The sequence below is a fragment of the Trichocoleus sp. Lan genome, assembly GCF_039961855.1.
GTDB lineage: Bacteria > Cyanobacteriota > Cyanobacteriia > Cyanobacteriales > FACHB-T130 > FACHB-T130.
Window position 1 is genome coordinate 100816 of record NZ_JAMPKA010000018.1, and the last position, 25999, is coordinate 126814.

Annotated in this window: 22 protein-coding genes; 7 read left to right on the top strand and 15 right to left on the bottom strand. The window is 47.5% G+C overall.

Annotated elements, in window-relative coordinates; genetic code table 11:
• Positions 1 to 32 precede the first annotated feature (32 nt).
• Together NDA03_RS17095 and NDA03_RS17100 are read left to right on the top strand one after the other, a co-directional pair.
• Complete coding sequence (locus NDA03_RS17095) at positions 33 to 713, top strand: response regulator transcription factor (RefSeq protein WP_190414440.1); 681 nt, start codon at positions 33 to 35, stop codon at positions 711 to 713.
• Between the two features lie 37 nt (positions 714 to 750).
• Positions 751 to 1479, top strand: coding sequence for a Uma2 family endonuclease (locus tag NDA03_RS17100; protein ID WP_190414441.1), 729 nt, complete (start codon positions 751 to 753; stop codon positions 1477 to 1479).
• 29 nt (positions 1480 to 1508) lie between these two features.
• Here NDA03_RS17100 and priA read toward each other — a convergent pair whose 3' ends face one another.
• Complete coding sequence (gene priA, locus NDA03_RS17105; protein WP_348238669.1) at positions 1509 to 4127, bottom strand: primosomal protein N'; 2619 nt, start codon at positions 4125 to 4127, stop codon at positions 1509 to 1511.
• An 808-nt stretch (positions 4128 to 4935) separates the two neighbouring features.
• Here priA and NDA03_RS17110 point away from each other — a divergent pair.
• Positions 4936 to 6066: an RNA polymerase sigma factor, RpoD/SigA family gene (locus NDA03_RS17110; protein ID WP_190414486.1), complete on the top strand. Its 1131-nt coding sequence runs from the start codon at positions 4936 to 4938 to the stop codon at positions 6064 to 6066.
• Positions 6067 to 6134: 68 nt separating this feature from the next.
• Entirely contained in the window at positions 6135 to 6650 is a 516-nt protein-coding gene (locus NDA03_RS17115; RefSeq protein WP_348238670.1) for a GNAT family N-acetyltransferase, read from the top strand.
• On the opposite strand, the gene NDA03_RS17120 is transcribed toward NDA03_RS17115, so the two are convergent.
• The 11 genes from NDA03_RS17120 to NDA03_RS17170 form a co-directional block, all read right to left on the bottom strand.
• The gene (locus NDA03_RS17120) at positions 6615 to 7436 is read right to left on the bottom strand and encodes a phosphate ABC transporter ATP-binding protein (RefSeq protein WP_348238671.1); all 822 of its coding nucleotides are present in this window, start codon (positions 7434 to 7436) and stop codon (positions 6615 to 6617) included. The two genes, NDA03_RS17115 and NDA03_RS17120, sit on opposite strands and share 36 nt — an antisense overlap.
• Before the next feature lie 60 nt (positions 7437 to 7496).
• On the bottom strand, positions 7497 to 8414 hold the full coding sequence (gene pstA / locus NDA03_RS17125) for a phosphate ABC transporter permease PstA (RefSeq protein ID WP_348238672.1): 918 nt from the start codon (positions 8412 to 8414) through the stop codon (positions 7497 to 7499).
• The gene (gene pstC / locus NDA03_RS17130; protein ID WP_348238673.1) at positions 8407 to 9261 is read right to left on the bottom strand and encodes a phosphate ABC transporter permease subunit PstC; all 855 of its coding nucleotides are present in this window, start codon (positions 9259 to 9261) and stop codon (positions 8407 to 8409) included. Before pstC ends, pstA begins: the two co-directional genes overlap by 8 nt.
• A complete protein-coding gene (locus NDA03_RS17135; protein WP_348238674.1) occupies positions 9242 to 10096 on the bottom strand; it encodes a phosphate ABC transporter substrate-binding protein in 855 nt (284 codons plus the stop codon). Before NDA03_RS17135 ends, pstC begins: the two co-directional genes overlap by 20 nt.
• Before the next feature lie 21 nt (positions 10097 to 10117).
• On the bottom strand, positions 10118 to 10432 hold the full coding sequence (locus NDA03_RS17140; protein ID WP_190526225.1) for a metalloregulator ArsR/SmtB family transcription factor: 315 nt from the start codon (positions 10430 to 10432) through the stop codon (positions 10118 to 10120).
• A 294-nt stretch (positions 10433 to 10726) separates the two neighbouring features.
• The gene (locus NDA03_RS17145; protein WP_348238699.1) at positions 10727 to 13552 is read right to left on the bottom strand and encodes a GAF domain-containing protein; all 2826 of its coding nucleotides are present in this window, start codon (positions 13550 to 13552) and stop codon (positions 10727 to 10729) included.
• A 365-nt stretch (positions 13553 to 13917) separates the two neighbouring features.
• Complete coding sequence (locus NDA03_RS17150) at positions 13918 to 16539, bottom strand: ATP-binding protein (protein ID WP_348238675.1); 2622 nt, start codon at positions 16537 to 16539, stop codon at positions 13918 to 13920.
• 2 nt (positions 16540 to 16541) lie between these two features.
• Entirely contained in the window at positions 16542 to 17543 is a 1002-nt protein-coding gene (locus tag NDA03_RS17155; protein ID WP_190414449.1) for an ABC transporter substrate-binding protein, read from the bottom strand.
• Between the two features lie 34 nt (positions 17544 to 17577).
• Positions 17578 to 18579, bottom strand: coding sequence for an ABC transporter substrate-binding protein (locus NDA03_RS17160; RefSeq protein ID WP_348238676.1), 1002 nt, complete (start codon positions 18577 to 18579; stop codon positions 17578 to 17580).
• A gap of 50 nt (positions 18580 to 18629) precedes the next feature.
• Entirely contained in the window at positions 18630 to 19628 is a 999-nt protein-coding gene (locus NDA03_RS17165; protein ID WP_348238677.1) for an ABC transporter substrate-binding protein, read from the bottom strand.
• Positions 19629 to 19881: 253 nt separating this feature from the next.
• Positions 19882 to 20127: a hypothetical protein gene (locus NDA03_RS17170; RefSeq protein WP_348238678.1), complete on the bottom strand. Its 246-nt coding sequence runs from the start codon at positions 20125 to 20127 to the stop codon at positions 19882 to 19884.
• A gap of 36 nt (positions 20128 to 20163) precedes the next feature.
• On the opposite strand from NDA03_RS17170, the gene NDA03_RS17175 reads away from it, so the two are divergent.
• Complete coding sequence (locus NDA03_RS17175) at positions 20164 to 20370, top strand: glycogen debranching protein (protein WP_190526217.1); 207 nt, start codon at positions 20164 to 20166, stop codon at positions 20368 to 20370.
• A 34-nt stretch (positions 20371 to 20404) separates the two neighbouring features.
• Here NDA03_RS17175 and NDA03_RS17180 read toward each other — a convergent pair whose 3' ends face one another.
• Entirely contained in the window at positions 20405 to 21493 is a 1089-nt protein-coding gene (locus NDA03_RS17180) for an NAD-binding protein (protein ID WP_190429967.1), read from the bottom strand.
• Between the two features lie 101 nt (positions 21494 to 21594).
• On the opposite strand from NDA03_RS17180, the gene NDA03_RS17185 reads away from it, so the two are divergent.
• Positions 21595 to 22272, top strand: a complete 678-nt coding sequence (locus tag NDA03_RS17185) for a TrkA family potassium uptake protein (RefSeq protein ID WP_190414454.1) — start codon at positions 21595 to 21597, stop codon at positions 22270 to 22272.
• On the opposite strand, the gene NDA03_RS17190 is transcribed toward NDA03_RS17185, so the two are convergent.
• Entirely contained in the window at positions 22269 to 23909 is a 1641-nt protein-coding gene (locus NDA03_RS17190; protein ID WP_190531769.1) for a sodium:proton antiporter, read from the bottom strand. The genes NDA03_RS17185 and NDA03_RS17190 overlap by 4 nt on opposite strands.
• A gap of 282 nt (positions 23910 to 24191) precedes the next feature.
• Here NDA03_RS17190 and NDA03_RS17195 point away from each other — a divergent pair, with 282 nt between their 5' ends.
• Positions 24192 to 25469, top strand: a complete 1278-nt coding sequence (locus tag NDA03_RS17195; protein WP_348238679.1) for an aspartate aminotransferase family protein — start codon at positions 24192 to 24194, stop codon at positions 25467 to 25469.
• A 71-nt stretch (positions 25470 to 25540) separates the two neighbouring features.
• On the opposite strand, the gene clpS is transcribed toward NDA03_RS17195, so the two are convergent.
• Positions 25541 to 25903, bottom strand: coding sequence for an ATP-dependent Clp protease adapter ClpS (clpS, locus tag NDA03_RS17200; RefSeq protein WP_348238680.1), 363 nt, complete (start codon positions 25901 to 25903; stop codon positions 25541 to 25543).
• Between the last annotated feature and the right edge of the window lie 96 nt (positions 25904 to 25999).

Here is a 25999-nt window from a genome sequence, read left to right on the forward strand (position 1 = left end):
GGTTTTCCGACCAAAACTCCAAGACCTTTGAAATGAAACCTTCACTGCGGATTTTGTTGGTGGAAGATGATGAACTGTTTCGCCTGGGACTGCGGATGCGGTTGCAACAGGCAGGGTTAGAAGTCGTTGGTGAAGCAGTTGATGGCGAAACCGCTGTGGAATTGACGAATTGCCATTTACCAGATGTAGTGCTGCTTGATGTGGGACTACCTGGGTTAGGAGGCGTTGAAGCGTGTCGCCAAATCAAACAACGTCATCCAAAAATGCCCGTTTTGGTTTTAACTTCTCATTCCCAAAAGCCTTTGATTGAACGGTTAATTGCGGCTGGCGCTCATGGCTATTGTCTCAAAGGAATTGAAGCTGAGGTGTTAATTTTAGCACTGCGTTCAGTCGCCGCAGGTGCCTCATGGTGGGATCAAACGGGTACAGCAGAAATTCGCGCCGCATTTGACGATACACCGCCACCAACTTCATCCAAAACCGCTGAACCTTTAGCAACTCCGCTTACCAGTCGGGAGCAGGAAATTTTGGCATTGATTGCCGCTGGGAAGACAAATCAAGAAATTGCCGAACGGCTGCATATTGCCTTGGGTACAGTTCGGGTTCACGTCCATGCCATTTTACAAAAATTGGAAGTGCGCGATCGCACTCAAGCCGCTATCTTGGCAATTCAAGAAAGATTAGTAGCCGCAGATTTGTTACTACAAGAATAATTAATCAAGATTCATTTATATATAGTAGGAGGTTTCCATGACCTCAGCAGAGACACCATTTGCCGTCGGTTTCACCCTCCCAGACCATACCCATTTACCAGACTCCGACGGCAGATTTGTGAAAAACTTTCAAGAACCGCCCCAAGGCGATTTGCTGACCCACTGTATAGAACCAGTTTTGCAGCAAATTCATCCCGATGGACAATACTGTATCGGTCGGGATAGCGGGATCTATTGGCGGATAACGAAACCGCCTGAAAGAGGAGCAGAAACACCAAATTGGTTTTATGTGCCGAATGTCCCGCCGACTTTGAACGGTCAATACCGACGTTCTTATGTCTTGTGGCAAGAATACGTTGCGCCGCTGATTGTGTTGGAGTTTGTCTCTGGGGATGGTTCCCAAGAACGAGACAGAATGCCGATAACTGGCAAGTTTTGGGTTTACGAGCAGGCGATTCGCGTTCCCTTTTATGGCATCTATGAAGTCAATCTGGCACGAGTGGAAGTGTACCAATTAATTAACGGGCGCTATCAGATGATGCAGCCTAACGAGCGCGGACACTATCCCATCGAGCCTTTAGGGGTAGAGTTGGGCATTTGGCAGGGTCGATACACAAATATGGAATTTCCCTGGTTGCGCTGGTGGGATGCTCAGGGAAACTTGCTGCTAGACGGTACGGAAATCGCACAGCTTGCAGAAGAACGCGCTGAACGCTTGGCAGAACGATTAAGAGCAATGGGCGTTAATCCCGATGAATTAGTATGAGATCGGAACCCGGTTTTCTGGCTTGGGTCTTACATCAAATTCAGCGGGTCAACGTCTATTGTCAAGCTAACTGAGGATGGGCACAAAAGGCGCAACTCGTTGAAATCCGGTAATTCTGGCAGCGAATCAGGTGCAAACTTGAGCATAATCTGCCATCGATATCGATTCGCCACCCGTAAGATACTCGCTGGTGCTGGCCCTAACACCTCATACATCGGGGTGGTGGGATGGGTATCTGAACTGCTATCCCCCTGGGGTGTATTAGAAGCTAGCCCCGCAGCTAGCATTTCGGCAGTTTCCTGAACTTCTGCGGCATCGGTGCTGCTTAGCCGCAACAAAATGAGACGTCCGTAGGGGGGATAATTTAGTGCCTCTCGTTGTTCTAACTCTGTCTCGATGAAAGATTGATACTGGTGACGCCTTACTGCTTGAATGACTGGGTGTTCTGGGGAGTAAGTTTGAATAATGACTCGACCGGAATCGTCACCGCGACCGGCACGACCTGCAACCTGAGTTAGGGTTTGAAATGCTCTTTCTGATGCCCGATAGTCGGGGAGATGCAGCAACCCATCCGCAGCAACCACTCCTACCAGTGTCACCTGGGATATATCCAGCCCTTTGGTAAGCATTTGAGTCCCAATTAATAAGTCGGCTTCTCCGTTGGTAAAGCGTGTCAGCAGGGTGCGATGAGCGCCTTTGGTGCGGGTGGTGTCGCTATCAAACCGGATATAGCGCAACTGAGGGAACTGCTGCGCTAATTCTTGGGCGACTCGCTGGGTGCCGCTGCCAAAAAATTTCAGGTAGGGAGAACCGCATTCGGGGCAGGATTGAGGATGCGATCGCACAAAATTACAGTAGTGACACCTCAATAATTCAGCGGCTTCTTCATGGGCGTGGTGATACGACAGCGAAACATCGCAGTGAGGACACTCAATCACATACCCACAGCTGCGACAAGAAACAAAGGTGCTATGTCCCCGCCGATGAATAAATAAAATTCCCTGTTTCCCCTCATCTTGCAGCTGCTGCAAGCCTTCCTGAAGCGACCGACTAAAAATTGAGCGATTCCCTTGCTGCAACTCTTGGCGCATATCCACCACTTCTACCGGCGGTAGCGGGCGAGATTGGATGCGTTCAGGCAATGAGAGGTAATGGGTAAGCGCGTTTTGAGTTGGAGAGACGCGATTCATCGCGTCTGAGTTTTGAGTTGAATCGGTTAACTCCGGACTCGTAATGTTTAGCCAGGTTTCTAGGGAAGGGGTGGCGGAACCTAAGACGAGGGGGCAGTTTTCCAACTCAGCCCGCCAAGTCGCGACGGTGCGGGCGTGATAGGTGGGTGCGGGTTGGTCTTGCTTGAAACTAGAGTCGTGTTCCTCATCCAACACGATTAGCCCCAGACGTGGCAGTGGGGCAAAGATAGCTGAACGGGTGCCAATCACGACTTGAGCTGCACCCGCCAGCATTTGCCGCCAAGTGTCGTAGCGTTCGCCATCGGAAAGGGCGCTGTGATAGACGCAGACTTTGTTGCCAAAACGGGCGCGGAATCGGTCGGTGAGTTGGGGGGTAAGACCAATTTCTGGGACGAGGACGAGGGCGGATTGTCCCCGTTCTAAGATGGGGGCGATCGCTTGTAAATACACCTCTGTCTTCCCGGAACCCGTGACTCCGTGCAACAGCACCTTCGCAAAACCGGATAAAGACGCGATCGCTTCTAGCGCCTCAGATTGAGCCGGTGTTAATGCTTTCGGTTGATCCCCAGCCAAGAGCGGTTCTGCGGAAGTCCGCAACATCTCCCGTTCTTGAATAACCACGCAGCCTTTTTGCTCCAGCGTCTTGATGGTGGATGAACTGGCGTTGCAGATTTGCAGCAACTCCGTCAACAACAAATCGCCGCCGCGCCGCCGCAGCACTTCCAAAATTTCCCGTTGGCGCTGCGTCAAGTCGAGGGGAAAAACATCAGCAACCAGCGTCACAGCCTTCTGCAACTTCGGTCGCTGGGTTCTGGGCGGTTCCAGGTAACTTTCGACTAACTTCGCCCGCAGTAACTCCCGGATGGCTCGATACGCTCCTCTAACTTGACGCTGGAGGTAAACGAAGCTGTAGTCTCCAGAGGGTTGAGCTTGCAGAAGTTCCAGAATCTTACAGGCAGTTGGACTCAGGTAATTAGCATTTCCCGCTTGTCCGACTTGTCTCCCCTCTCCTTCTCCTTGGGCAAGGCGGAGGCGACGCTGCGATCGCCCCAGTAATCCCGGCGGTAGCGCGACTCGAATTACCTGAATCAGCTGGGTGTAGTAGTATTGGGCGACTTGGTTCAGCAGTTGCCAGTAGGTCGGCGGGAAAAACCCAGCACTGACCACATCCTCCACATCCCGAATTTTGGCTGGGTTCAAATCTGGCGGCGGTGCATCGCAAATCCGAATCGCGATCGCTCCCAAAACTTGCGCCCCAAACGGTACGCTCAGAATATCCCCCGGCTGCACTTGCAACTGGGCAGGCAACCGATAGGTATACAACCGCTTCTGCGCTTCTGCTTCTGGACAATCCACCAGCACTTCTATCCATCGATTCTGTCCAGAATCAGACTGGTCGTAGGATGCTCTACTCTCCAGCACAATGCCCGAACGCCCGACATTGGGATTTGACGACATATTCCCCCTCTCCCTTGGCAGCCGGATACTACAGCCAGCTTTCCAGACCGCCATGCTTGTCGCTTACTGTAGACCTGTTAATTTTAGCTGGCTGTAGACGCTTGAGAGACTTGAAATTCAACAACATCCGAGGTCGCAACCAAGAGGATAGAAGTTAGGATACAAATGTCTCGCTTGGATGCTTGTATGTGAGTATACTTGCTATCCTCTATCTATTGTGCAGAGCGCGGATGCCTACTTTCTCCCTATCGATAGAGAGGAAAGCTCACAAGTATATGAGATCCTGTGTGAATAGCATGGGAAATTTAAAAAACTTTAAACTTTCCTTAATTAGGAGCCAGAAAAAATGGAAAGAAACCCCAGACTTGGCATTGATTTAAGTTTAATTTAATTGAAATTTATCTACGGCATCACATCTGACGGCAAGCTTCTAATAGACTAGGGCATCACCTTCATGTTTCCTGATTTTTTCTTAAGACGCATACCCAATCTAAAGCGCTTCTAGATTCTGTAATCGAGAAATGTAATCAGGGAAACAATCAAAAAACTATTTTCTGGTAGCCTTAAAAAGCTATTTGTAAATTGAAAGGTTGAATAAATTTTGAGTGTTCCAAAGCGGGTACCCGATCTGGTGTTGCCACGAGCGGATAAATGAAGCTCAAAATTAGCAAAGAATGCAGACAGTAAAAATAAAGTTGACCCTTGAGTCTATGCTCGTAGAGCCTGTCTTCAGTCCGTCATGGATATGTACAAAGAGAGCATCCGTTCCCATCAACTCGCTTTATCCAATACCGACTCAGACCTTGCTATGAATATTGCTGACTTGAACCGAAGCGACGTGGAATCTACATCCGATCGGGATTTTGTAGATATTACCGACCAGCAAATGGAAGAAACCACTGAAATAGAAATCGTCAGTGTTGAAGATGAAATTTCAGACGAAATTGATAAATTAGCCGGTGGTCGCCCCTCTGAATACCGCAAAACTGTCTCCGATGATACTGTAGGAGCGTTTTTTAAGGAGATGGCACGCTATCCCCTTCTGAAACCAGATGAAGAAGTCGAGTTAGCCCATCGCGTCCAATATTTAGTCAAGATAGAAGCGCTCCAAGAAAAATTACAAAAAGAGTTGGATCGCGCTCCCACGAAAGCAGAACTGGCAGCAGCAGATGGGCTTTCGGAACGGCAGATGGAACATCAACTGTATCGCGGACGGGTGGCGAAACGGAAGATGATTCGCTCGAACCTGAGATTAGTTGTTTCTATTGCTAAACGATATTTGAACCGAGGTGTTCAATTCCTCGATTTAATTCAGGAAGGGGCGCTGGGATTAAATCGCGCTACAGAAAAGTTTGATCCCGACAAAGGTTATAAGTTTTCTACCTATGCCTATTGGTGGATTCGGCAAGCAATCACGCGGACAATCGCTAACGATGCGCGCACGATTCGATTGCCGATTCACATTGTCGAGAAGTTAAATAAGCTCAAAAAAGCGCAGCGAGAACTCAAGCAAGAACTGCATCGCAATCCGACAGAAGAGGAACTGGCGCAATCTTTAGATATTGAGGCTTCGCAGTTGCGTCAGTTGTTGCAGCTTAGAAGGCGATCGCTTTCTCTCAACCATCGCATCGGGAAGGGAGAAGAGACGGAACTGATGGATCTGCTCGAAGATGGTGATAATCAATCTCCTGAAGAGCAGATGAGCGAAGCCATGATGCGCCAAGAAATTTGGGAAGTGTTGGGCGACGTTCTCACCGATCGGGAAAAAGATGTTATCTCGCTGCGGTATGGTTTAACCAGCAGCGAACCCTACACCTTAGAAGAAGTGGGCTGTTTATTTAATTTGTCCCGCGAACGAGTGCGTCAAATTCAAAGTAAAGCGATGCGGAAACTGCGGCGTCCCCAGGTTGCCAAACGCTTGAAAGGATGGCTCACCTAAAAGTTGTTGGCGATCGGTAATTAGTCATTCGTTTTATGATTGACCAAACGATCGCTGACTGATGACGAATGACTACTGAATTGATTTTACGTCCAGCAGAGCCTGGAGATGCGTCGGTGCTATTTGAGCTAATTAAAGCACTCGCGGAGTATGAGAAACTCTCTGACGCTGTCACAGGCAATACGGACGCCCTGAAAGAGCATCTGTTCGGTTCTAAGCCTTATGTAGAGGCAATTCTAGCAGAATATGCGGGGCAAGCCGTGGGGTTTGCCCTGTTTTTTCATAACTATTCCACCTTTCTCACTAAGCCGGGAATTTATCTAGAAGACTTGTTTGTACTCCCAGAATATCGGCGTCAGGGGATCGGGAAGGCGATTCTCACCCACCTTGCTCAGTTGGCTGTATCTCGCGGCTGCGGGAGATTGGAGTGGAGCGTTTTAGATTGGAATGAACCCGCGATCGCATTTTACGAACGCATGGGTGCTGACGTTTTGCCCGACTGGCGGATTTGCCGCGTTACGGGCGATTCTCTCATGAGTATGGCTGCACTAACCCCTTCTGCCAGTGACGTAGGCAGTCGTTAACGGGTGCTGGGGCGATTCAAAAATCTGCTCAACCGAACCGGATTCGATCAATTGTCCAGCGCCATCCTGAACCCAAAACAGCGCCACATCATCCGCAATCCGTTTTGCCTGTGCCAGATTGTGAGTGACAACCAGGACTGTATATTTGCCGCGCAGATTGACGATTAAATCCTCTACGACTTCACTAGAAAGGGGATCGAGGGCGCTGCAAGGCTCATCCATCAGGAGAACATCGGGTTTGAGGGCGATCGCTCTGGCGAGACATAGCCGTTGTTGTTGTCCGCCAGAAAGGGAAAGGGCAGGAGATTTCAGCCTGTCCTTCACCTCATCCCACAAGCCGACATCGCGCAAGGCATCTTCGACAATTTCATCGATTTTTTCTCGATTCCTCACTCCATGTTCTCTAAGCGGAAATTCAAGATTTCTGATAATGGAAAGTGGGAAGGGATTGGGTTTTTGAAATAGCATTCCTATTCGGCGGCGCAATGAAATCACATCGATTTCTTGCACATCTCGCTCCCCCAGCAGAATCCGCCCTGTTAACCGACAGTTGTTGGTTAAATCGGTAAGGCGGTTTAGACAAGTGAGAAAGCTTGTTTTGCCACAACCGGAAGGGCCAATTAGGGCTGTAATTTCACCCGATTTAATAGAGAGAGTGACATCTTTAAATGCGGGTTTATTCGCGTAAGAAAGGCTTAAATTCTCGGTTTTGATTTTTGGGGCATTACTGGGAAGTGAGGCTGAAGTTTTCTCTTGAATTCTAATTTCGCTTGTCGTGTGTTTCATGAAGAATTTAAACTGTAAAGACGCGAAGTACGCAAAAAAAGAACGCGAGGTAAGCTTGGTTTACGCTACCCAAATTCGGGATTGCCGAAACCGTTCTGCGAGCCAAGAGATTGCAGCATTAATGAGTAATAGAAAGCTGACTAATACGAGAGCAGAGGCGTAGGCATTTGGTTCACCGCCAGAGACGTTCATAGCGAGATCGTAAATGTGAACCGAGAGCGATCGCCCGGAATCCCACAACGACTCTGGCATCCGATCGACATAACCGCTGGTAAAGATTAAAGCAGCCGTTTCAGCGATCGCTCTTCCCAAACCCAACAGCAACCCCACGACTAATCCAGGCATGGCGGCTGGTAGCAGTAACTCCCATAGTGTGGCTGTACGCGAGAGTCCCAGCGCCGCCGCCGAACGTCGATAGTCATCTGGTACGCCTCGGAAACCTTCCTGGGTTGAGCGAATCAAAATCGGCAGCACCATACACGCCAGCGTCAACCCACCGGAAAGAATCGAAAAGCCCATTCCCAAAGTTTTGCAGAAGAAAGCGTTCCCAAAAAGACCAAAAACAATTGAAGGGATGCCTGCTAAAACATCCAAAATCAGTCGCACTAACCGCCCCAAAATACTCTCATTTGAGGTAAATTCAGCCAGTAATATCGCAGTCCCCACTCCCAACGGAATTGAAACTGCCATGCATACTCCTACGATTAGCGCGGTCGAGATTAAAATGGGTGCGATTCCTCCATCTCGTCCAGCATTATTCGGTGCAGTTGTCAAAAATTCCCAGCTAATTTGACCGATACCAGAAATAAAAATATCGCTTAATAGCCACAATAGCGAAGCTGTTATTAAAGCGACAGATCCCCAGACGATTGCTGTGGAAATCAATTCGGAATAAGGCAAACAATTAAAAGCAAAAGAATTGGTTTTTTCTCGCACAATTTGTTTTTGTAAGCTTGTCTTATCAAAGGATTTATTCATAAATCTGCCCCCGGTTAATCATTTCGGCAGCAACGACTAAAACCACAATCATTGCCATCAATGTCAACCCGCTGACAAACAAGGCAGCGCGGTGATTTCCCACGGCATAAGCCATTTCTAAAGCAATATTTGCTGTTAACGTCCGCACTGGCTCAAATACACCCTTTGGTACCTGCACGACGTTACCGCAAACCATTAACACCGCCATTGTTTCGCCAATCGCCCGTCCCGTTTCCAAGATAATCCCCGTTAATAGCCCTGATTTTGCTGCTGGAAAAACCACACCACGCACCATTGCCCAGCGTCCCAATCCCAGCGCCGCCGCACCCCGCAGATAATCTGCGGGTACGTTGGCAAAGGTGGCATCTGCAACGAGGGCAATGGTGGGCAAAATCATCAGCGTTAGGATGAAAATCCCGGCTAATAAACTTGGTCCCGGCGGGTGAATCCGCCCAATAATTGGCACCAGTACGACTAAACCCCAAAAGCCATAAACGACTGAGGGAATCCCTGCTAAAAGCTCAATTAAGCCTCGGTAAATTTGGGCTAAAACAGGGGGTGCGTAATAGTGACAAAAAACTGCTGAGAGAATGCCCAGAGGTGTTGCGACTAGCACAGATCCCGCCGTCACAAATAGCGACCCACACAACATCGGCATTAGGTTAAATTCTTCGCTAGCGGGATGCCAGGAGGGGTCGTTGAAGAAACGTGTCAGCCCAATATTTTGCAGGATGGGCAAGGTTTCCCAGATGAGGAATAGCAGAATTAAAAGAGCGATCGCGCCCGAAATAATCGCCATTCCCCGCAACATCCAGACGAGAATGACTTCATTTCGCGACTGGGACAAAATATTGCTCCTTCACAATGTCTTGCACATCTTTAGAACGGGCAAAATCAATAAATTCTTTTTGCAATCCGGTGGGTGTAGTTTTCGTCACTAAATTGAGTGGACGAGAAAGCGGAAATTTACCGTTGCTGACGTTGGCGATGGAGGCGTCTACCCCTTCGACTGGCAACAATTTGATCGGAGTATTGTGAGTGACACCATATTCGCCAGAACCAATAGAGACATAAGCGATCGCGTTGGGATTCCCTGCTACGGTTTTGATTCCTTGTTCGTTATCGCCAATCACCACATCGGCACGAATATCGGTTGTCTTTAATTTGAAGTGGTCGGCAAACAGTTCCAGCGTGGATCGACCCTCAGCTTTATTGACCACCGTAATTGGGGCATCTTTCCCGCCGACTTGTTTCCAATTATTGATTTTGTCGGTGTAGATATCGACAATTTGCTTGTCCGTCAGACTTTTAACTAGATTCTCTTGATTAAGAATGACCGAGACGCCATCGTTAGCAATGGTAAAAGCTTGCAAATCCTTCTCGCTGTCTTTGAGACTTCGGGAAACCATCCCAATATCCGCCACCCCCTGGCGGGCATCTGCGACTCCCCGCGAAGATCCGCCCGTTTGCACGTCAATCCGGACTCCCGGATGTTGAGTTTCATAGCGCTTGGCCATCTCAGCCGCCAGAGGTGCTACCGTACTCGATCCCGTCAAAACCAGCTTGCCTTGTAACTTATCGGATGATTGGGTTGCCCCTTCTGGAGGCTTCCCGCAAGATTGCAGCCAAAAGCAGGCAGCTAACCCTAGAGAAAGCGGCGCAAGCATTCTTAAATTCTTCATCAGTTATGTAATTGAAGTTTTTTATGTGTTGGAATCAAAGGAAACCAAGCAACATCCCAAGTCAATCGCCCGATCAGCATTTGTCCTCTGGATTGCAGGATCTAGCTGATAAAGCACCGCCTTGCCATCTCGCGTCGCCGTCACAAAACCCTCTTCTCGCAAAACTTTTAGATGATGCGATAGCAAACTCTGTTGCAACCCCAGCACCGCATTCATCTCGCCAACGTGCTTAGGGCCACTCATGAGCAGTTCTAAAACCTCAAGCCGCGTTGAATCTGCCAAAGTTTTCAGTTTTTGGGCACAAAAGGACTGCGATGAGACTTTTTGGGTACTCATGGATTCACCTGTGTGAAGTTGGGAACCAACCCAGGCTTGCCCTGGATCGAGATTGATATTAACTTATATTTATATCAATAATTGTTTATTAATTCTAGCTTAATTTTTTCTTAACCGATGCTGAGGATGTCGGGAAAATTCAGATTTTTCACTTGAAAAACCAAACCTCCTTCCCTGCAAGGAAAGGAGGTTTCCGAGTACAAGGCGTTCTATAGCGCTCCTAAATGATTCCTAAAGGCGAGATCCCCGACTTCTTGGAAAAGTCGGAGGTCTGAACCGCTGGCATCTTAAAACTCAAATAGGATTGCTATAGCAGCTTTGTGCTAACTGGCGATTCAGAGGAATTTCTATCCAGAACTCAGTACCCTGACCGGGTTGAGACATACATTTAAAGGAACCGCCGTGTTTTTCTACCACAATCTGGTAGCTAATGGAAAGTCCCAGACCCGTGCCTTTCCCAACCGGCTTGGTGGTGAAAAAGGGATCGAAAACTTGGCACTGCACGCCTGCACTCATGCCAGGGCCATTGTCACGAATCTGAATGACAACGTGGGGGACACCTGCTGGGTTATCCTGCATCAGAAAAGTACGAATGGTAATCTGACTGGGTAAGTTTTTAATTTCCTCCAGCGATCGCGTTTCATCGCGTTGCTCTAGAGCGTCAATGGCGTTACCGATCACGTTCATAAAAACTTGATTCATCTGACCGGCGTAGCACTCGATAGGCGGTAAGTCTCCATACTCTTTCACCACGTCGATCTCGGCATGGTCTGGCTTTGCTTTCAGTCGATGTTGCAAGATTAACAGAGTGCTGTCGATGCCAGTGTGGATATCGACAGGTTTCCGCTCAGCCTCATCCAGTCGGGAGAAATTGCGTAAAGACAGAACGATCTGGCGGATGCGATCAGCTCCAACCTTCATTGATGAGAGCATCTGCGGAAGATCCGAAGTCAGGAACTCGATGTCAATCGCCTCTGCTCGATCCACAATTTCAGGATGGGGATTCGGGTAATGGCGTTGGTAGAGTTCCATGAGTTTGAGCATATCTTGGGTATACTCATCAACGTGGCTGATATTGCCGTAGATAAAATTAACCGGATTATTAATTTCGTGAGCGACACCGGCAACCAGTTGACCCAAACTCGACATTTTTTCGGTTTGAATTAGCTGGCTTTGGGTTTTCTGTAACTCTTGGAGGGCACTAGAGAGTTGTTCTGCTTGCTGCTGGGTTTGAGCGAGTAATTCCGCTTGTTGTTGGTAGAGTTCGGCTTGCTGAATCGCGATCGCAGCTTGATCGGCAAGTTGTTGTAGCAGATCGACTTCCTCCGCCTTCCAAACTCTTGGCGCATGACACTCATGGGCAACCAGTAGCCCCCACAGTTGCTCCCCTCTGCGAATCGGGACGACTAAATTGGCTTTCACCTGAATCTGTTCCAAGAATTCGACATGACAAGCTTGCAAAGAAGCTTGATGCACGTCGTTCATTGCCCGAACCCGTCCCCCCTGGTATAAGATTGCGTACTCTAAGGGAAAGCAGTTCTCGTCATATACCTGCCCCAGAATCGATTTTGTTTTGCCAGTGACCTCTTCGACAACCACCTGGCCTTGCCAACGCCGGGTGAACTGGTAAACGATCACTCGATCTGTATCTAACAGGTTTCGGACTTCGCGCACGATGGTTTGCAGGATTGTTTTTAGCTCCAAAGTGCTGCGGATTTGGTCGATGACTTGCTTAAGAACGCTTGCCCACTCCAAAGATTGTTGTAACTTGACTGTACGCTCTTGGACTTGACAATCGAGGTTGGCATTCAGACGCTGCACCTTTTGGTACAGTCCATACTGCTCAATCGCCATTGAGAAGCAATCGCCTAAAGTATCAGCGAGTTCAATCTCTTCCGGAGTCCATTGGCGCGATTGGCCTCTTTTTAGCTGTCGCCAAAGTTCAAAAGATTTCCGGGGATGAATTTGTCGCGCATCCGGGTCAAAATGCCCAGCCCATAAGGTTTCTGTGTCAATTTCATCTCGAAAAATTGTCAAGTATCCGACCAACTGTTGACGGTGTTGGAGGGGTACAATCAACACGCCTCGAATCAAAGTAGATTGAAATACAGTTTCAATCGATTGTAAATACGTTTGTTTATACAAGTCAGCGATCGCAATGATGCCACTACTACCCCTAGTATTTGCGGTAGCGACAGGGTTTAAATTTGCTCCGCCTTTTAACCATTCTTGCCACAGAGGATGCTGCTCAATTAGAACGGATGAGGCAGGTACTGCTACCACTCCCGGTTCTACGAGCTTCAATTGATCGCCATAGGTGTACACTATCGCTGACAAGCCAGTAGTTTCTGGGGCGATGTACAGTCTGCCGCCAGAACCTTGCAGCGCGCTAACGGTTTCCTCCAGGGCGGATTGCAGCTCAATGGTAGGGAGTGTATGCAGCAGGGTAGCGACACGGTTAAGCGTGACTTCCCGCTGAGCTTTTTCGCGGGTTTGGGTGAGTAAAGTAGATTGAGCGATCGCAATCGACACTTGATCGGCTACCATCTGGACAATTTCCAGTTCCCGTTCTGAGATTACTTGCGGTTGCGAGTAGTGACCGACTAAAAGCCCCCACAAGCGATCGCCATGCAGAATCGGCACCACCAGAGAAGACTGCACACCCATTGCTTTGAGATATGCCACATGGCAAGGGTCTATAGGGCGATAGTGGATCTTTCTGGTTTCTAGGGATTCTCCGGTTTCTGGAGAATCCATTAGCGATAAACCAATGAGTCCTGACGCAACATTCACAATCGAACGCAGACGCACTTTCTGATAGAGTTCGCGTGCTTGGGGAGGAATGTCATCCGCTGGAAAGTTCAAACCTTTTAAAGACGGAAGGCGATTTTTATAAATAAATTCGGCAATCACTTCTCCACTTTCATCAGCATGAAACCGATAGACCATGACGCGGTCTGCTTCTAGTAACGAACTGACTTCTGCCACCGTTGCGATTAAAATTTCTTGTAATTCCAAGGATTGACGAATCCGGTTAGTGATTCGGTGCAGCAATCCTTCCCGCTCTAATTCTGACTGTAATTCTGGCTTTAAAACTTGCGTATTTTTACTGATGGTCATTTTTTCATCCACTACGCTTATAATATTTGTGCCTTTTTCCGCACTGTATCTATTTTCGGTGTACTGACTAAGTTCAGCCATACGTGAAAATATGGAACTTTTTTTAAAAATTAGTTTCTATACCAATCTAAAATGATTCGTGAAGGTGCGATTCCCGACTTCGAGAAAGAAGTTAGGATCTGAAGGTTTGTCTCACAACTAAAATAGGATTGCTATATATATGTTTTCGAGCGAGTTTGAAATCGGGTTTTAAAATAATGCTGTAGATTTAGGGATTTTTTAGAAAATGAGTTGCTAAAATTCTATCCAGCTAAGGTTTCTAACTTTCTCGTCAGTGCGATCGCGCTTGATGAAGATTTGTTAGCTTAAACTCTAATTGGAATCTTGATAGCAAACTCAGCCCCTTGACCGGGTGCTGAAGTACACTCCAACTGTCCCCCATGTTTTTCGGTTACAATTTGGTAGCTAATCGCTAGACCCAGCCCAGTCCCTTTGCCAACGTTTTTCGTTGTGAAGAAAGGATCGAAAAGTCTTGACTGAACCTCAGTTGAAATCCCTGAACCATTGTCAATTATTCGGATTTCTACTTGATTGTTCCCTGCGACTTTGGTGCGAATTAAGATGGTAGCGGGATTGCCTTTAATTTCTTCGATCGAGCGTTTATGATTAAACTCATCAAGAGAATCAATTGCATTTGTAAGTAAATTCATAAACACTTGATTCAGTTGTCCGGCATAGCATTCTACTAAAGGTAAGTTGCCATACTCTTTAATCACCTGAATCTCCGGATGTCCCGGCTTATCTTTTAATTGATTCTGTAAAATTACTAGCGTATTCTCAAGACCCTCATGAATGTCAACGGCTTTCATCTCCGCTTCATCTAAACGGGAGAAGTTTCTTAGAGATAGAACAATTTGACGAATCCGTTCGGCTCCAAACTTCATGGAAGATAGAATTTTCTGAAAATCAAGGAGCAGGAAGTCGAGTTCGACTTCTTCGATATAGTCTTGAATTTCCGGGGTAGGATTGGGGTAGCATTGTTGGTACAACTTTAAGAGTTTGAGCAAATCTTCCAGATATTCATTGGCAGGAGTGATGTTGCCATAAATGAAGTTGACTGGATTGTTAATTTCATGTGCAACTCCAGCCACCAGTTGACCCAAACTAGACATTTTTTCAGTTTGAATTAATTGAGTTTGAGTTTGTCTCAACTCAGATAGAGTTTGTTGTAACTCTTGAGCTTTGTCTCGGTATTGGGTTTCAGCCTTTTGAATTTCTTCAAACAAGCGGGCATTTTCTAAAGCCGTGGCGATTTGTCCGGCGAGGGTGTTGAACGTCTCTAGATCCGTTTGACTGAAGCGATCGCTTTCCTTGTCTTGAATGTCCAGCACTCCTAGTAGCGCCCCACGAGCGACTAAGGGCACCACTGCGGAAGAACCCATTTGGATGGGTTTCAAGTCTCCTGCTAGCCCTGCACTGTCCTGTTTATCCACCCAGATCGTTTGCTGCTTTCGGGCAGCAAGGGCGACTAAGCTGCGATCGTCAAGAGACAGACAGGCGCTTTCATCATGCCCAAGCATACCCTGATTGCCAGAATCAGCCCGCCGGATGAGTTGATTCGTGGTTTGATCTAACAGATAAATTTGCACGTAGTGCAAGCCGAAGCGATTCTGCATTAGGGCGATCGCTTCGCGCAACAGCTTTTCCGGGTCTATAATCGCTTTCGACAGCTCGCTGACGGCAACCGTAACGTGCTGACTAACTTCCAGTTCGCGGGTACGCTCTTCTAGGCCTTGAAGCAATTTACCGACTTGTTCTGCCATCCCATTGAAACTCAACGCTAGCACCCCAATTTCATCCTTTGATTGGATAGAAGTACGAGCATTGAGGTTGCCAGCAGTGAATTGAGTCACTGTTCCAGCGAGATTAATCAGTGGCTTAGCCAGTAGTTCTCCGATCGTAATCGCCGCGATAATGACTACACCTGCAATAATCGCAGCCAGTAACAGCGTGTCGCGGGCTTGGGCTTCGATAGGCGCTAGAAATACCGCTTTCGGTTGGACAAAAACCACAAACCACGGTCGCGTCTTTAGCTTGGTAACTGCTGCTGCGTTCGGCTCGTTGTTTGTAGAGGATAAGGCGGTTGTAAAGTAAGGGGATGTTGCAGCGTTATCTAGACCTTGCTCAAAATCAGGCAAATTTGTCGAAAAGTCTGCCGTTTTCCCCTTGGGCAACCGTCCTTCTGCTTGCAGAGCCTTCACTTTAGCCGGTGGGAGCGGTGTAACCGATTTAAAATTTAACTCAGGTGAGTTCCCGTGAGCTAAACGAATATGGTTTTCGTCTAGCAAAATCGCAAAGGAAGCGCTTCCTCTCACTAGGTCGGTATTTTGACTAACCAATCGCTGGACAGCAGCAGCGTTATAACGGATACGTAAGACACCGATAGTATTTCCCGACGCATTTCGTACCGGACTACTGAAGTACAAACCGATCTCATTAGTACTTGGAGAAAACACAATGGGCGAGACATAGGGTAAGCCACTTTTAAACGGTCGCTGAAAGTAATTCTGGTCAGATTTATCTGTACCGATATCTGGTGTATAGGTATCAATTACATCTCGCCCCTGACTATCGAGCAGCGCGTAGGACGAGATATTCAAAGTATCTTTACGGCTGAGCGAACGTAAAGCGCCCTCGACTTCTGAAGCGATACTTTGTCTCTGGTTAGCAGGTAAACTTAAGTACTTGGCGAAGACTGGCAACTGAGCTTCAACCCGGACAGCATCCAGATTCGAGTTTATAAAAGCATCTATACTCAGGGCAGTTTGAGAAGCAGATGTTAAGAGGGTTTGGTTAGCATTGTTCGTCAGCGTCTTTTGTGTGGCTCGCTGATTCAAGAAGGCTAGTAATGCTAAGGGGAGGAGTGCCACACCCAGGAAAGAAAAAATCAGCTTAGTGCGTAGGGTATAAAGTTGGAGCTGTTTCACAGTCAATTTACCTTTTGTAACTGCTGCACAAAGGACGGATCGATTAGTTTTTGAATATCCGGCGCAGCGCTTAGCCCTCCGGTACGAGTATAAAAGTCGGCGTACAATTTGGCTGTATGATACAGCGACTCTGTTGTTGAACCTGGAGTAAATGCCTTTAAGTTGTCTTGCAAATTAGACAACTGGATGCCATCTGTTGAAATAATTTCAGGTTTGATATTGAGGGTTTTGGCAATTATTGCTTTGCTTTCTTCTGGATTCGCTTTCCAGTAGTCTTGGGCTTGGAACCAAGCGCGAATAAATGCCTTTATATCTTGAGGGCGATCGCGTAGCACATTGCTGTGAAACACGATGACATCTGGAATTAACCCAGGAGTCTGCTTACTGGTGAATAGCACTTTAGCCCCAGATTTGACTGCTTGAGACAAATGGGGTCCCCAGGTTTGTCCTGCTTGAATTTCACCACTTTTTAAGAAAGCTGGAATTGCTTCCGCTTCTATATTGACTAAGCTGACATCTTGAGTAGAAAGACCTTTCGTTTCTAGTATCTTAGTGACAAACAGTTCTCCAAAATCATTTAACTTAGTGCCGATCCGCTTACCCTTCAAATCAGCCACGCTTTTTATATGGCGCTGAGCTACCATTGCGTCAGCACCCGCTGATTGATCGGTGACTAAAACGATTTTTGCATCTGGGTTTTGCCCAAGCCTACTCATAACGCTACCTAATGGCAGCGCAACCCCATCATTTTTATTAGCACTGAAGTTAGACAGGGGTAGGAGATAGTTTTCTGAAAAAATGGGTTCGACTTTAACACCCTGCGCTTGGAAGAATCCTTTTTCTTGGGCGATCGCCATCGGAAACTGTCCAGCCCAAAGATTATAGCTGACCCTAAGAGGCAAAGACTGTGGGCTGGAAGTTACGGTTGTCGTGCCATTGCAGGCGGTGATTAGCACAATGCTGAGTAATACAAGAGATACAAAGCGTAGCAATCGAGATTTCATGCTAAAACCTGTTGATGTGTGTGACTGAATACGGTCAACTTCCTGGCTGCAACTGCTGCACAAAAGACGGATCGATCAGTTTTTGAATATCTGGCGCAGCGGTTAATCCTCCAGTACGAATCGAGAAATCGGCGTACAATTTGGCGGTATGGTACAACGACTCTTCTGTGGAACCTGGAGTAAACGCTTTTAAGTTTTCTTTTAAGGTGGACAGCTGAATGTTATCGGTTGAAACGCTCTCCGGTTTAATCTTCAGCCGCTTAGCAATCAGTGATTTGCTTGCTTCTGGGTTGGCTTTCCAGTAATCTTGGGCTTGGAACCAAGCTCGGACAAATGCTTTTATCTGTCCAGGGCGATCGCGTATTACATTGCTGCGAAATAAGATGACATTCGGAATCAACCTAGGTGTTTGCTTACTGGTAAATAGTACCTGCGCTCCGGCTTTCACTGCCTCTAATGTGTAGGGATACCAAGTTTGTCCGGCTTGAATATCACCGCTTTTTATGTGTGCTGGAATGGCTTCCCCTTCTATATCGACTAGCGTCACGTCATCGGTAGTAAGACCATTGCTCTCCAGCATCTTGACAACAAACAATTCTCCGTAGTCGCCTAACTTCACGCCGAGTCGCTTGCCCTTCAAGTCAACCACACTTTTAATATCACGTTGCACCACTACGGTATCAGCACCAGCCGATTGATCGGTTTCCAGGACAATGTGGATATCTGGGTTTTTCCCAATGATGCTCATCACACCACCCAATGTTACGATGATGCCATCATATTTACCTGCACTAAAATCAGAAACAACTCCTAAATAGTTTTCTGAATACACAGGTTCAACTTCCACCCCCTGTTCTGCGAAAAATCCTTGTTCTGAAGCAATCTCCATTGGGAAATATCCAGGCCACAGATTGTAGGCAATTTGCAGTGGTGGAAGCTCAGGTTTAGAGGTTATAAAGGTTCTGCCATTGCAGGCTGTAACCAGGAAAAGGCTGAGCAAAAAAAGAGACGCAAAGCGGAGAAATCGAGATTTCATCTTGAAAAACTGTTGATGTTTAACTGCATGGAATAACGCTTTTTTTCTCGTTAATTTCCTGCCTGCGACATCTGCACAAAAGAAGGATTAATCATTTTTTGAATATCTGGCGCGGTGCTTAATCCTCCGGTGCGAATATAGAAGTCGGCGTACAATTTGGCGGTATGGTACAACGACTCGGTTGTAGAACCAGGAGTAAATGCTTTTAAGTTGTCTTTTAAGGTGTACAACTTGACACCCTCAGTGGAAACTTCTTCAGGTTTGATGGAGAGCGTTTTCGCAATCAGTGCTTTACTTTCTTCGGGATTTGCCTGCCAGTAATCTTGAGCTTGAAACCAGGCGCGAATAAATGCTTGAATGTCTTTTGGGCGATCGCGTACTACTGAGGAGCGAAACACGATTACACTCGAAATTAAGCCGGGTGTGTCCTTACTGGTGAATAATACTCGCCCTCCAGATTTGGTTACTTCAGATAAGTACGGTTCCCAAGTATGTCCCGCTTGAATATCCCCGCTCTTAAAACGTGCTGGAACCGCTTCTCCTTCTACGTTGACTAGGGTCAAATTATCGCTAGTCAAACCATGTTTCTGGAGCATTTCGCTGACAAATAATTCTCCATCACCTAACCTGACTCCGAGGCGCTTGCCTTTCAAGTCAGCGACACTTTTAACCTCTGGGCGAACTACTATTGAGTCAGAACCAGCCGATTCATCAGTTGCCATCGCAATCTGTAAATCCGGGTTTTTCTCAATGATGCTCATCAAGCTACTTACTGTGATGGCAACTCCATCATATTGTCCAGCACTGAATTCAGACACCGATTCTAGAAAGTTTTGGACATAGACGGGTTTGACTTTGACCCCTTGAGCCGTGAAGAATTCTTTTTCTTGAGCGATCGCTATCGGAAACAGTCCAGGCCACAGATTGTAGCCGACGACGAGGGGCTGAGTCTCTTTCTGGGAAGTCACCGTTGTTGTGCTATTACAGGCTGTAATCAGCACAATGCTGAGCAAAAAAAGAGACACAAAGCGCAAAAGTCGAGATTTCATAGAAACTATTTTTGTGGCTAAACTGGGTTAATGCTGCCTTTATATCGTTGAACGATCGACAGCTTTACGATCGTTCGGTCTTAACTCTGGCGCTTCTATTGGCTCAAAGCCTTGTCATCCGTTGGTTTTTCTCTCGCTAACTCAGGAGTTGAGCGATTGCCTAAAAGGATGACCTGCAATGATTAGAGTTTGCATCACTACCCTTCTTAGAATTCCCGATTTTCTTCGGATTTTCACCATCTGGTCTATATCTTTAGTGGAGGGTGTGGGGATCGAAGCGGGTCGATTCCTTAGCGCTAGAGAGCCAACAAATGTAAAACACCTTGGCGTTGCCATTGGATTTGAAGGATGTGACAACGCAACTTGGTATAAGTATTAAATCAGCACCAATCAACAGATTGCTCTTTCCCAGCGCGAACTGACAAGTCAGCGCTAGGCTAACGCCTCGCTTCGGTAACGCGATCGCAGCCCAGAGGTAAGCGTTTTTGTCGAGTTGCAAGCAGTCTATGCATTTAAAATTCAGGGAGAATGCCCTATGACGATTTGGGTAAACGAACAGATCGATCCGTCTGGGATGATCCATGCCTGTATTGCCTGTTGTGATGAAGCGCAGGCAAAAGATTGTCATGAGTCCTACCAGCAAAATTTAACCGATTTCCAAAAGGAGTCCGGTTGGATCGCCAGATTGCGAACGGTTGATTCTTGGGATGAGGTGCCAGTGAATTCCCTGAAGCTGGACTAATTAAAGCGATCGCTAGGTAGAAAAACTGATTGGGTTAGGTATGCTTGGGCGGACGCAGCTTCCCAGAACTAATGGGAATGAGGATTTGGCTGAGGATTCGCAGTTGTTCTGCTGTACCCATGCAAATGAGCAAATCTCCCGCCAGTAATTGAGTTTCTCCCGTGGGACCCCCGATGAGGGTGCCATCGGCGCGACGAATGGCGAGAACTAAAGCGCCCGATTGCGATCGCAACCGGGCTTCTCTTAGGCTTTGTCTCACAACGGGACAACTTTGAGGATCGATCAGGAACTCTTCCATATAAAAAGCTCGATCGGTTCCCGTCAGGATACCATCCACAAAGTCCATCACCTGGGGTCGAAGTGCTGCTGCTGCCATGCGCCTGCCGCCGGTAATATAGGGAGAAACCACGGCATCAGCACCGGCGCGTTGCATTTTTTGCACCGCTTCTTCTGTACTTGCCCGCGCGATCGCTCGAATGTTTGGATTAAGCGTTTTCGCCGAAATCACCGTATAGAGATTTTCTGCATCCGAAGGTAGCGCCGCCACCAGACAAATCGCCCGTTCAATCGCTACCCTGTGAAGCGTGTCATCCAGCGTCGCATCGCCTTGCACCGCGATATAACCCAACTGTAGCGCCTCCTCTACCGGCTCCACCTGAGAATCTATTGTTACAAACGAAATGCCTTCCGCCTTAAACTCTTTAGCAATCTGACGCCCGGTGCGTCCAAATCCACAAAGGATATAGTGTTCGTTTAAAGAATCTACCAAACGCCGCCGCTGCCTCAGTCGTCCTCCCTCTTGAAAGTAGCCTTGAATCAGGGCTTCTGTAAACCGATTGACGATGTAACCGATGCTGACCACACCTGTTAAAATCAGGGCGATCGTAAACAAGCGACCGCGATTACCCAGCGGATTAGTTTCTCCATACCCCACAGTTGCTAGCGTGATCACAGTCATATAGGCGGCATCTGACCACGACCAACCCTCCACCAGCTTGTACCATAAAGTGCCGAGCAGGGCGACACCAAAGAGTGCGATCGCACCGCCAATCAACTCTTGACGAAGGCGTTCATATTTTTGCTCAAGTGCTGTCCGATCGTTGCTTACACTGCCTGTAGTCACCTAAGTCAATTTTAGAAAAAAATGTGGAGGATACCCTCGCAGGATAACCGCTCTCGACTTGTAAAGTGAAGCACAGAGTCAATATTCTTAGAGAGACAGCTATGTTTGTACTCATTGGTGGAGCCGGACTTGTTGGGTTGGATTTAGCGCAACGGCTGGTAGACCTGGGGCATACCGTCGCCGTAATTGATATCGATCCAAGTGCTTGCCGGTATGTCCGCGAACAAGTCGGCGCAATGGCATTTGAAGGCAGTGCTGTCAGTACCGAGGTGCTGCTAGAAGCCGGGATTCACAAAGCTGATGCCGTCGCAGCCGTTCTCCGTCATGATGCCTTAAATCTAGCAATGGTCACGCTTGCTAAACACTACGGCGTTTCCCATATTGTGAGTCGAGTGCGCCACCGGGATTTTGCCGAACCCCTACGCATTGTTGGGGCTTCTCATATCATCAGTACCGTTGATTTGGGAGTTTCTACAATGGTGAATGCGATTGAGTATCCGCAAGTAGAATCAATGATGCATTTTGAGCAGGGTCAAATTGAAGTTTTAAAACTCTCGATTCCCCAAAAGTGCTATGTTGTCGGTCTTACCGTTGCTGAAATCGCTCAAGAACCCCAATTTCCTACAGGCTCTTTAATTATTGGTTATCAATCCCATCCCCACATGGATTTAGAAATTCCCAACGGAAGTACAGTATTAGAGCCAGGAGCGACGATATTAATGGTGACGAAGCCAGGGTCATTACATCAAGCCATTGATTTTATTAATGGTTGTGCCTAATCATCTTCTAGTTTCATCAGTTGTTCATCAATTGTTTTTATTCGCCCTTGCACAATTTCCTCAGAGAGAATTCGCTGCCGGATCGCCTCATTTAGCGCCCCTTTTTCTGCCAAGAGTAATCGTCGTCGAATGGCGTCAAGTTTTGAGCGATCGCCTTCAACTAATTGTCCCGGACGACGATTATAAAGATTCCGCAGCGCTTTTTCTGCCCCGGCAACTTGCACCTGATAAACGGCTCGCATTTCTTCATAAACACTTTTTGGCAAAACCCCTTTTTTCAATAGACTATCCAATTCATCTTGAGCTGCCTTAGAAGCAATTAACTGAGCCTGCAATTCCTCAATTTGTTGGCGAGAATCTGAAAAGCGAGAGAGTTGCAACCGGCGTACAAACCAAGGTAAACTTACGCCCTGCCCTACGAGAGATAACAACACCGCACCAAACACTAAAGCGATCAACTGCTCTCGCCCCGGTAGTGTTGTAGGTAAGCTAAGGGCAAGAGCCATTGAAAGAGAGCCTTTGATATTACCTAAAAACAGGACGTGCTGCCAGCGCAATGGAATCGGACGGTCAAACCAACGCACTCCAGCCAACAGCGGATAGACAGTGAGGACTCGCGCAATTTGGTAAGCCAAAACGGCAAGCAGAACCGCTGGCAAAGTCCTCCAGAATGTCACCGGGTTTATTTCTACACCAATCAGCAGAAAAATAAAGGTATTGACTGCAAAACTGGCATAGTCCCAAAAACTTAACAACGCGATCCGATCGGAAGCAGACGTGCTGCGAGAAAGCCCAACGTTCCCGAAAATTAATCCAGCTACAACCACAGCCACAGCACCGGATACCCCTAAAGATTGCCCGATTTGAAAGGTTCCTAATGCAACTGCAACGGTTAGCAAGAGACTGCTAAGGGGATCGTGTAAACGAAGAAATACAGGGATGCTTAAATAGCCCAAGACTAAGCCAACGAGACTGCCTCCCACGGCAACAAATAATAGTTGTTGGATTCCTTCTAATACTGTGAGCGAACCTGTCGAATACACTGTCAGAATCAGGTTAAATGAAACTAGGGCGGCAGCATCGTTGAAGAGGGTTTCTCCTTCAACGATCGTGGAAAGCCGGGAGGGTACAGGTATCTCCTTAAAAACGGCAATCATGGAAACCGTATCAGTGTTTGCGAGAATAACTCCAATTAGTAGTGCCGGTATCCAATCTAGCCCTAGCCCAAATTTCAACAGAACGGCAATAATCGCCGAGGAAAGTACCGCCCCTGGACCCGCTAAAAGGGCAATTGGTTTAAACGTGCTTCGGAGACGGCTAACATCTGTATTGATGCCAGCTTCAAAGATGAGAATTGGCAGGAAAAGATTCAATACTAAGGAAGGATCGAGTCCAATCCGGCGAGAAAATAGTTCCGTGATTGGTAAACCCGCCAACACTAAACCCGTGACATAGGGAACGCGAAGCCGCTGTGTCACCAGGGCAACAACTGTGGCAATTAGCAGGAGAATAATCAGAATTGGGACTAACTCTGCAATGTTTGCTTGAGGCTGCTGGTTTGTTTGGTTAAGATTACCGAGAACAAACGGCTGCGGAAAGCACCAGACGGGGAGTTTTGCTAAGGACAAAAGATGCATCATCTGATTTAGCTGATTGGGACAAACAAAAATGAGGAGCGATCGCAACTTAAACTTTCCCAAAATCATCCTGTCAGACGAGCCGATTGGATCAAGTGCAATGCTCGCGGTCAATCTTAGACTCAACCTGGAGTCGCGTGGACGATGTTAACCGCCTCAGCTAACCTTTCGCAAGTAAGGCTGTTTCTGTTTTCTCAGGGTTTATAGTTCCCTTTAAACAGAACTTTTTGAAAATTCCCTTTAAGATTGCCAAATAAGGATAAAAAATTTCAGGAGTAAGCAGTGAGTCTAGAAACTCTGGTTGAAAATTCCTCAATTCCGGCAGAGTCAGGCGTGTCCGTTCCGTATGACCCAGAAGGCTTTGACGCCTCGGTGATGAGTACCTACGGGCGCTATCCCCTAGCTTTAGAACGGGGTGCGGGTTGCCGCCTGTGGGATAGCGAGGGGCGCGAATATCTGGACTTTGTTGCCGGGATTGCCACTTGTACCCTCGGACACGCTCACCCAGCTTTGGTGGAAACCGTAACTCGCCAAATCCAGACGCTGCACCATGTCTCTAACTTGTATTACATCCCGGTACAAGGGGAATTAGCAAAATGGTTGATCGACCATTCCTGCGCGGATCGGGCGTTTTTCTGCAATTCCGGTGCTGAGGCGAATGAAGGGGCAATCAAACTGGCTCGGAAATATGCCCACACGGTCAAAGGGATCGAAAAGCCGATTATTTTGACGGCTCACGCCAGCTTCCACGGGCGCACGTTGGCGACGATTACCGCTACAGGTCAACCGAAGTACCAGAAAAATTTTGCCCCGTTGATGCCTGGTTTTTACTATGTGCCTTACAACGATATTGGGGCGATCAAGAATGCGATCGCTACCCTCGACGAAGGCGATCAAGGTGTCACCGCAATTATGCTGGAAGCCTTGCAGGGAGAAGGTGGCGTGCGTCCCGGCGATGTCAAATACTTCCAAGAATTGCGGAAAATCTGCGATGAGAACGACATCTTGCTAATTTTAGATGAAGTGCAAGTTGGCATGGGTCGCAGCGGCAAGTTCTGGGGATACGAGAATTTGGGAATTGAGCCGGATATCTTCACGTCTGCCAAGGGATTAGGCGGTGGCATTCCCATCGGTGCAACCTTGTGCAAGAAACATTGTGATGTTTTTCAGCCGGGAGATCATGCTAGCACTTATGGCGGCAATCCTTTTGCCTGTGCGGCTGCGTTAACCGTCTGTCAGACGCTAGAACGGGACAATATTCTGCAAAATGTACAAGATCGGGGCGAACAATTACGAGCAGGATTGAGCGCGATCGCATCTAAATATCCCAACCAAATTAGTGAAGTGCGTGGCTGGGGTTTAATCAATGGGATGGAGTTGAAGGCAGAGATTGATTTAACTTCAGCCGATGTCGTTAAAGCAGCGATCGCCGACGGCTTATTGTTGGTACCTGCTGGTCCCAAAGTGATTCGATTTGTGCCGCCGCTGATTGTCTCTGCTGAAGAGGTAAACCAAGCGCTGCAAGCCGTTGAACGGGCAATGGCAACCGTAACCGCGTAGGAAATCGGAAAGTTTTGAGTTATGAGTGTTGAGTTTTGAACTAAGAATGCTAACTCACACTCATAACTCTTTTAAGCCGCCTCTAGAGGAGCCATTGTCAACCCAGCGCGACTGAGTTGCTCGTGGTAAAGTTCTGCCTGCTCTTGGGGACCCACCCAAACAATTGCTTGACCTTCAAAGTGGATTTGATAGGTGTGTTCCCAAGCGAGATCGCTTGTCATGTTAGGAATATATTTCACCAAACACTCGTGAACGTGTTCAAACGTATTGAAATCATCGTCTAACACGATCACTTTGTAATTAGGATATAACTTGCGGACAACTTGACTAGATCGTTCAGGAGTCTGAACAGGAGCTTGAATCGGTGCAGCGGCGGTCGGTAAAGTTATACCGGAGGCGATCGCGCCAACAGCGGCTGAAAGTCTCCTAGTCATAAGGCAGATTGCGAAAAGACCTTAACAAAATTAATTTACAAGTATTTTGCTCTATTTTAACAATCCTGAATCCCCGAAAGTAACAGGTTAAGTCAG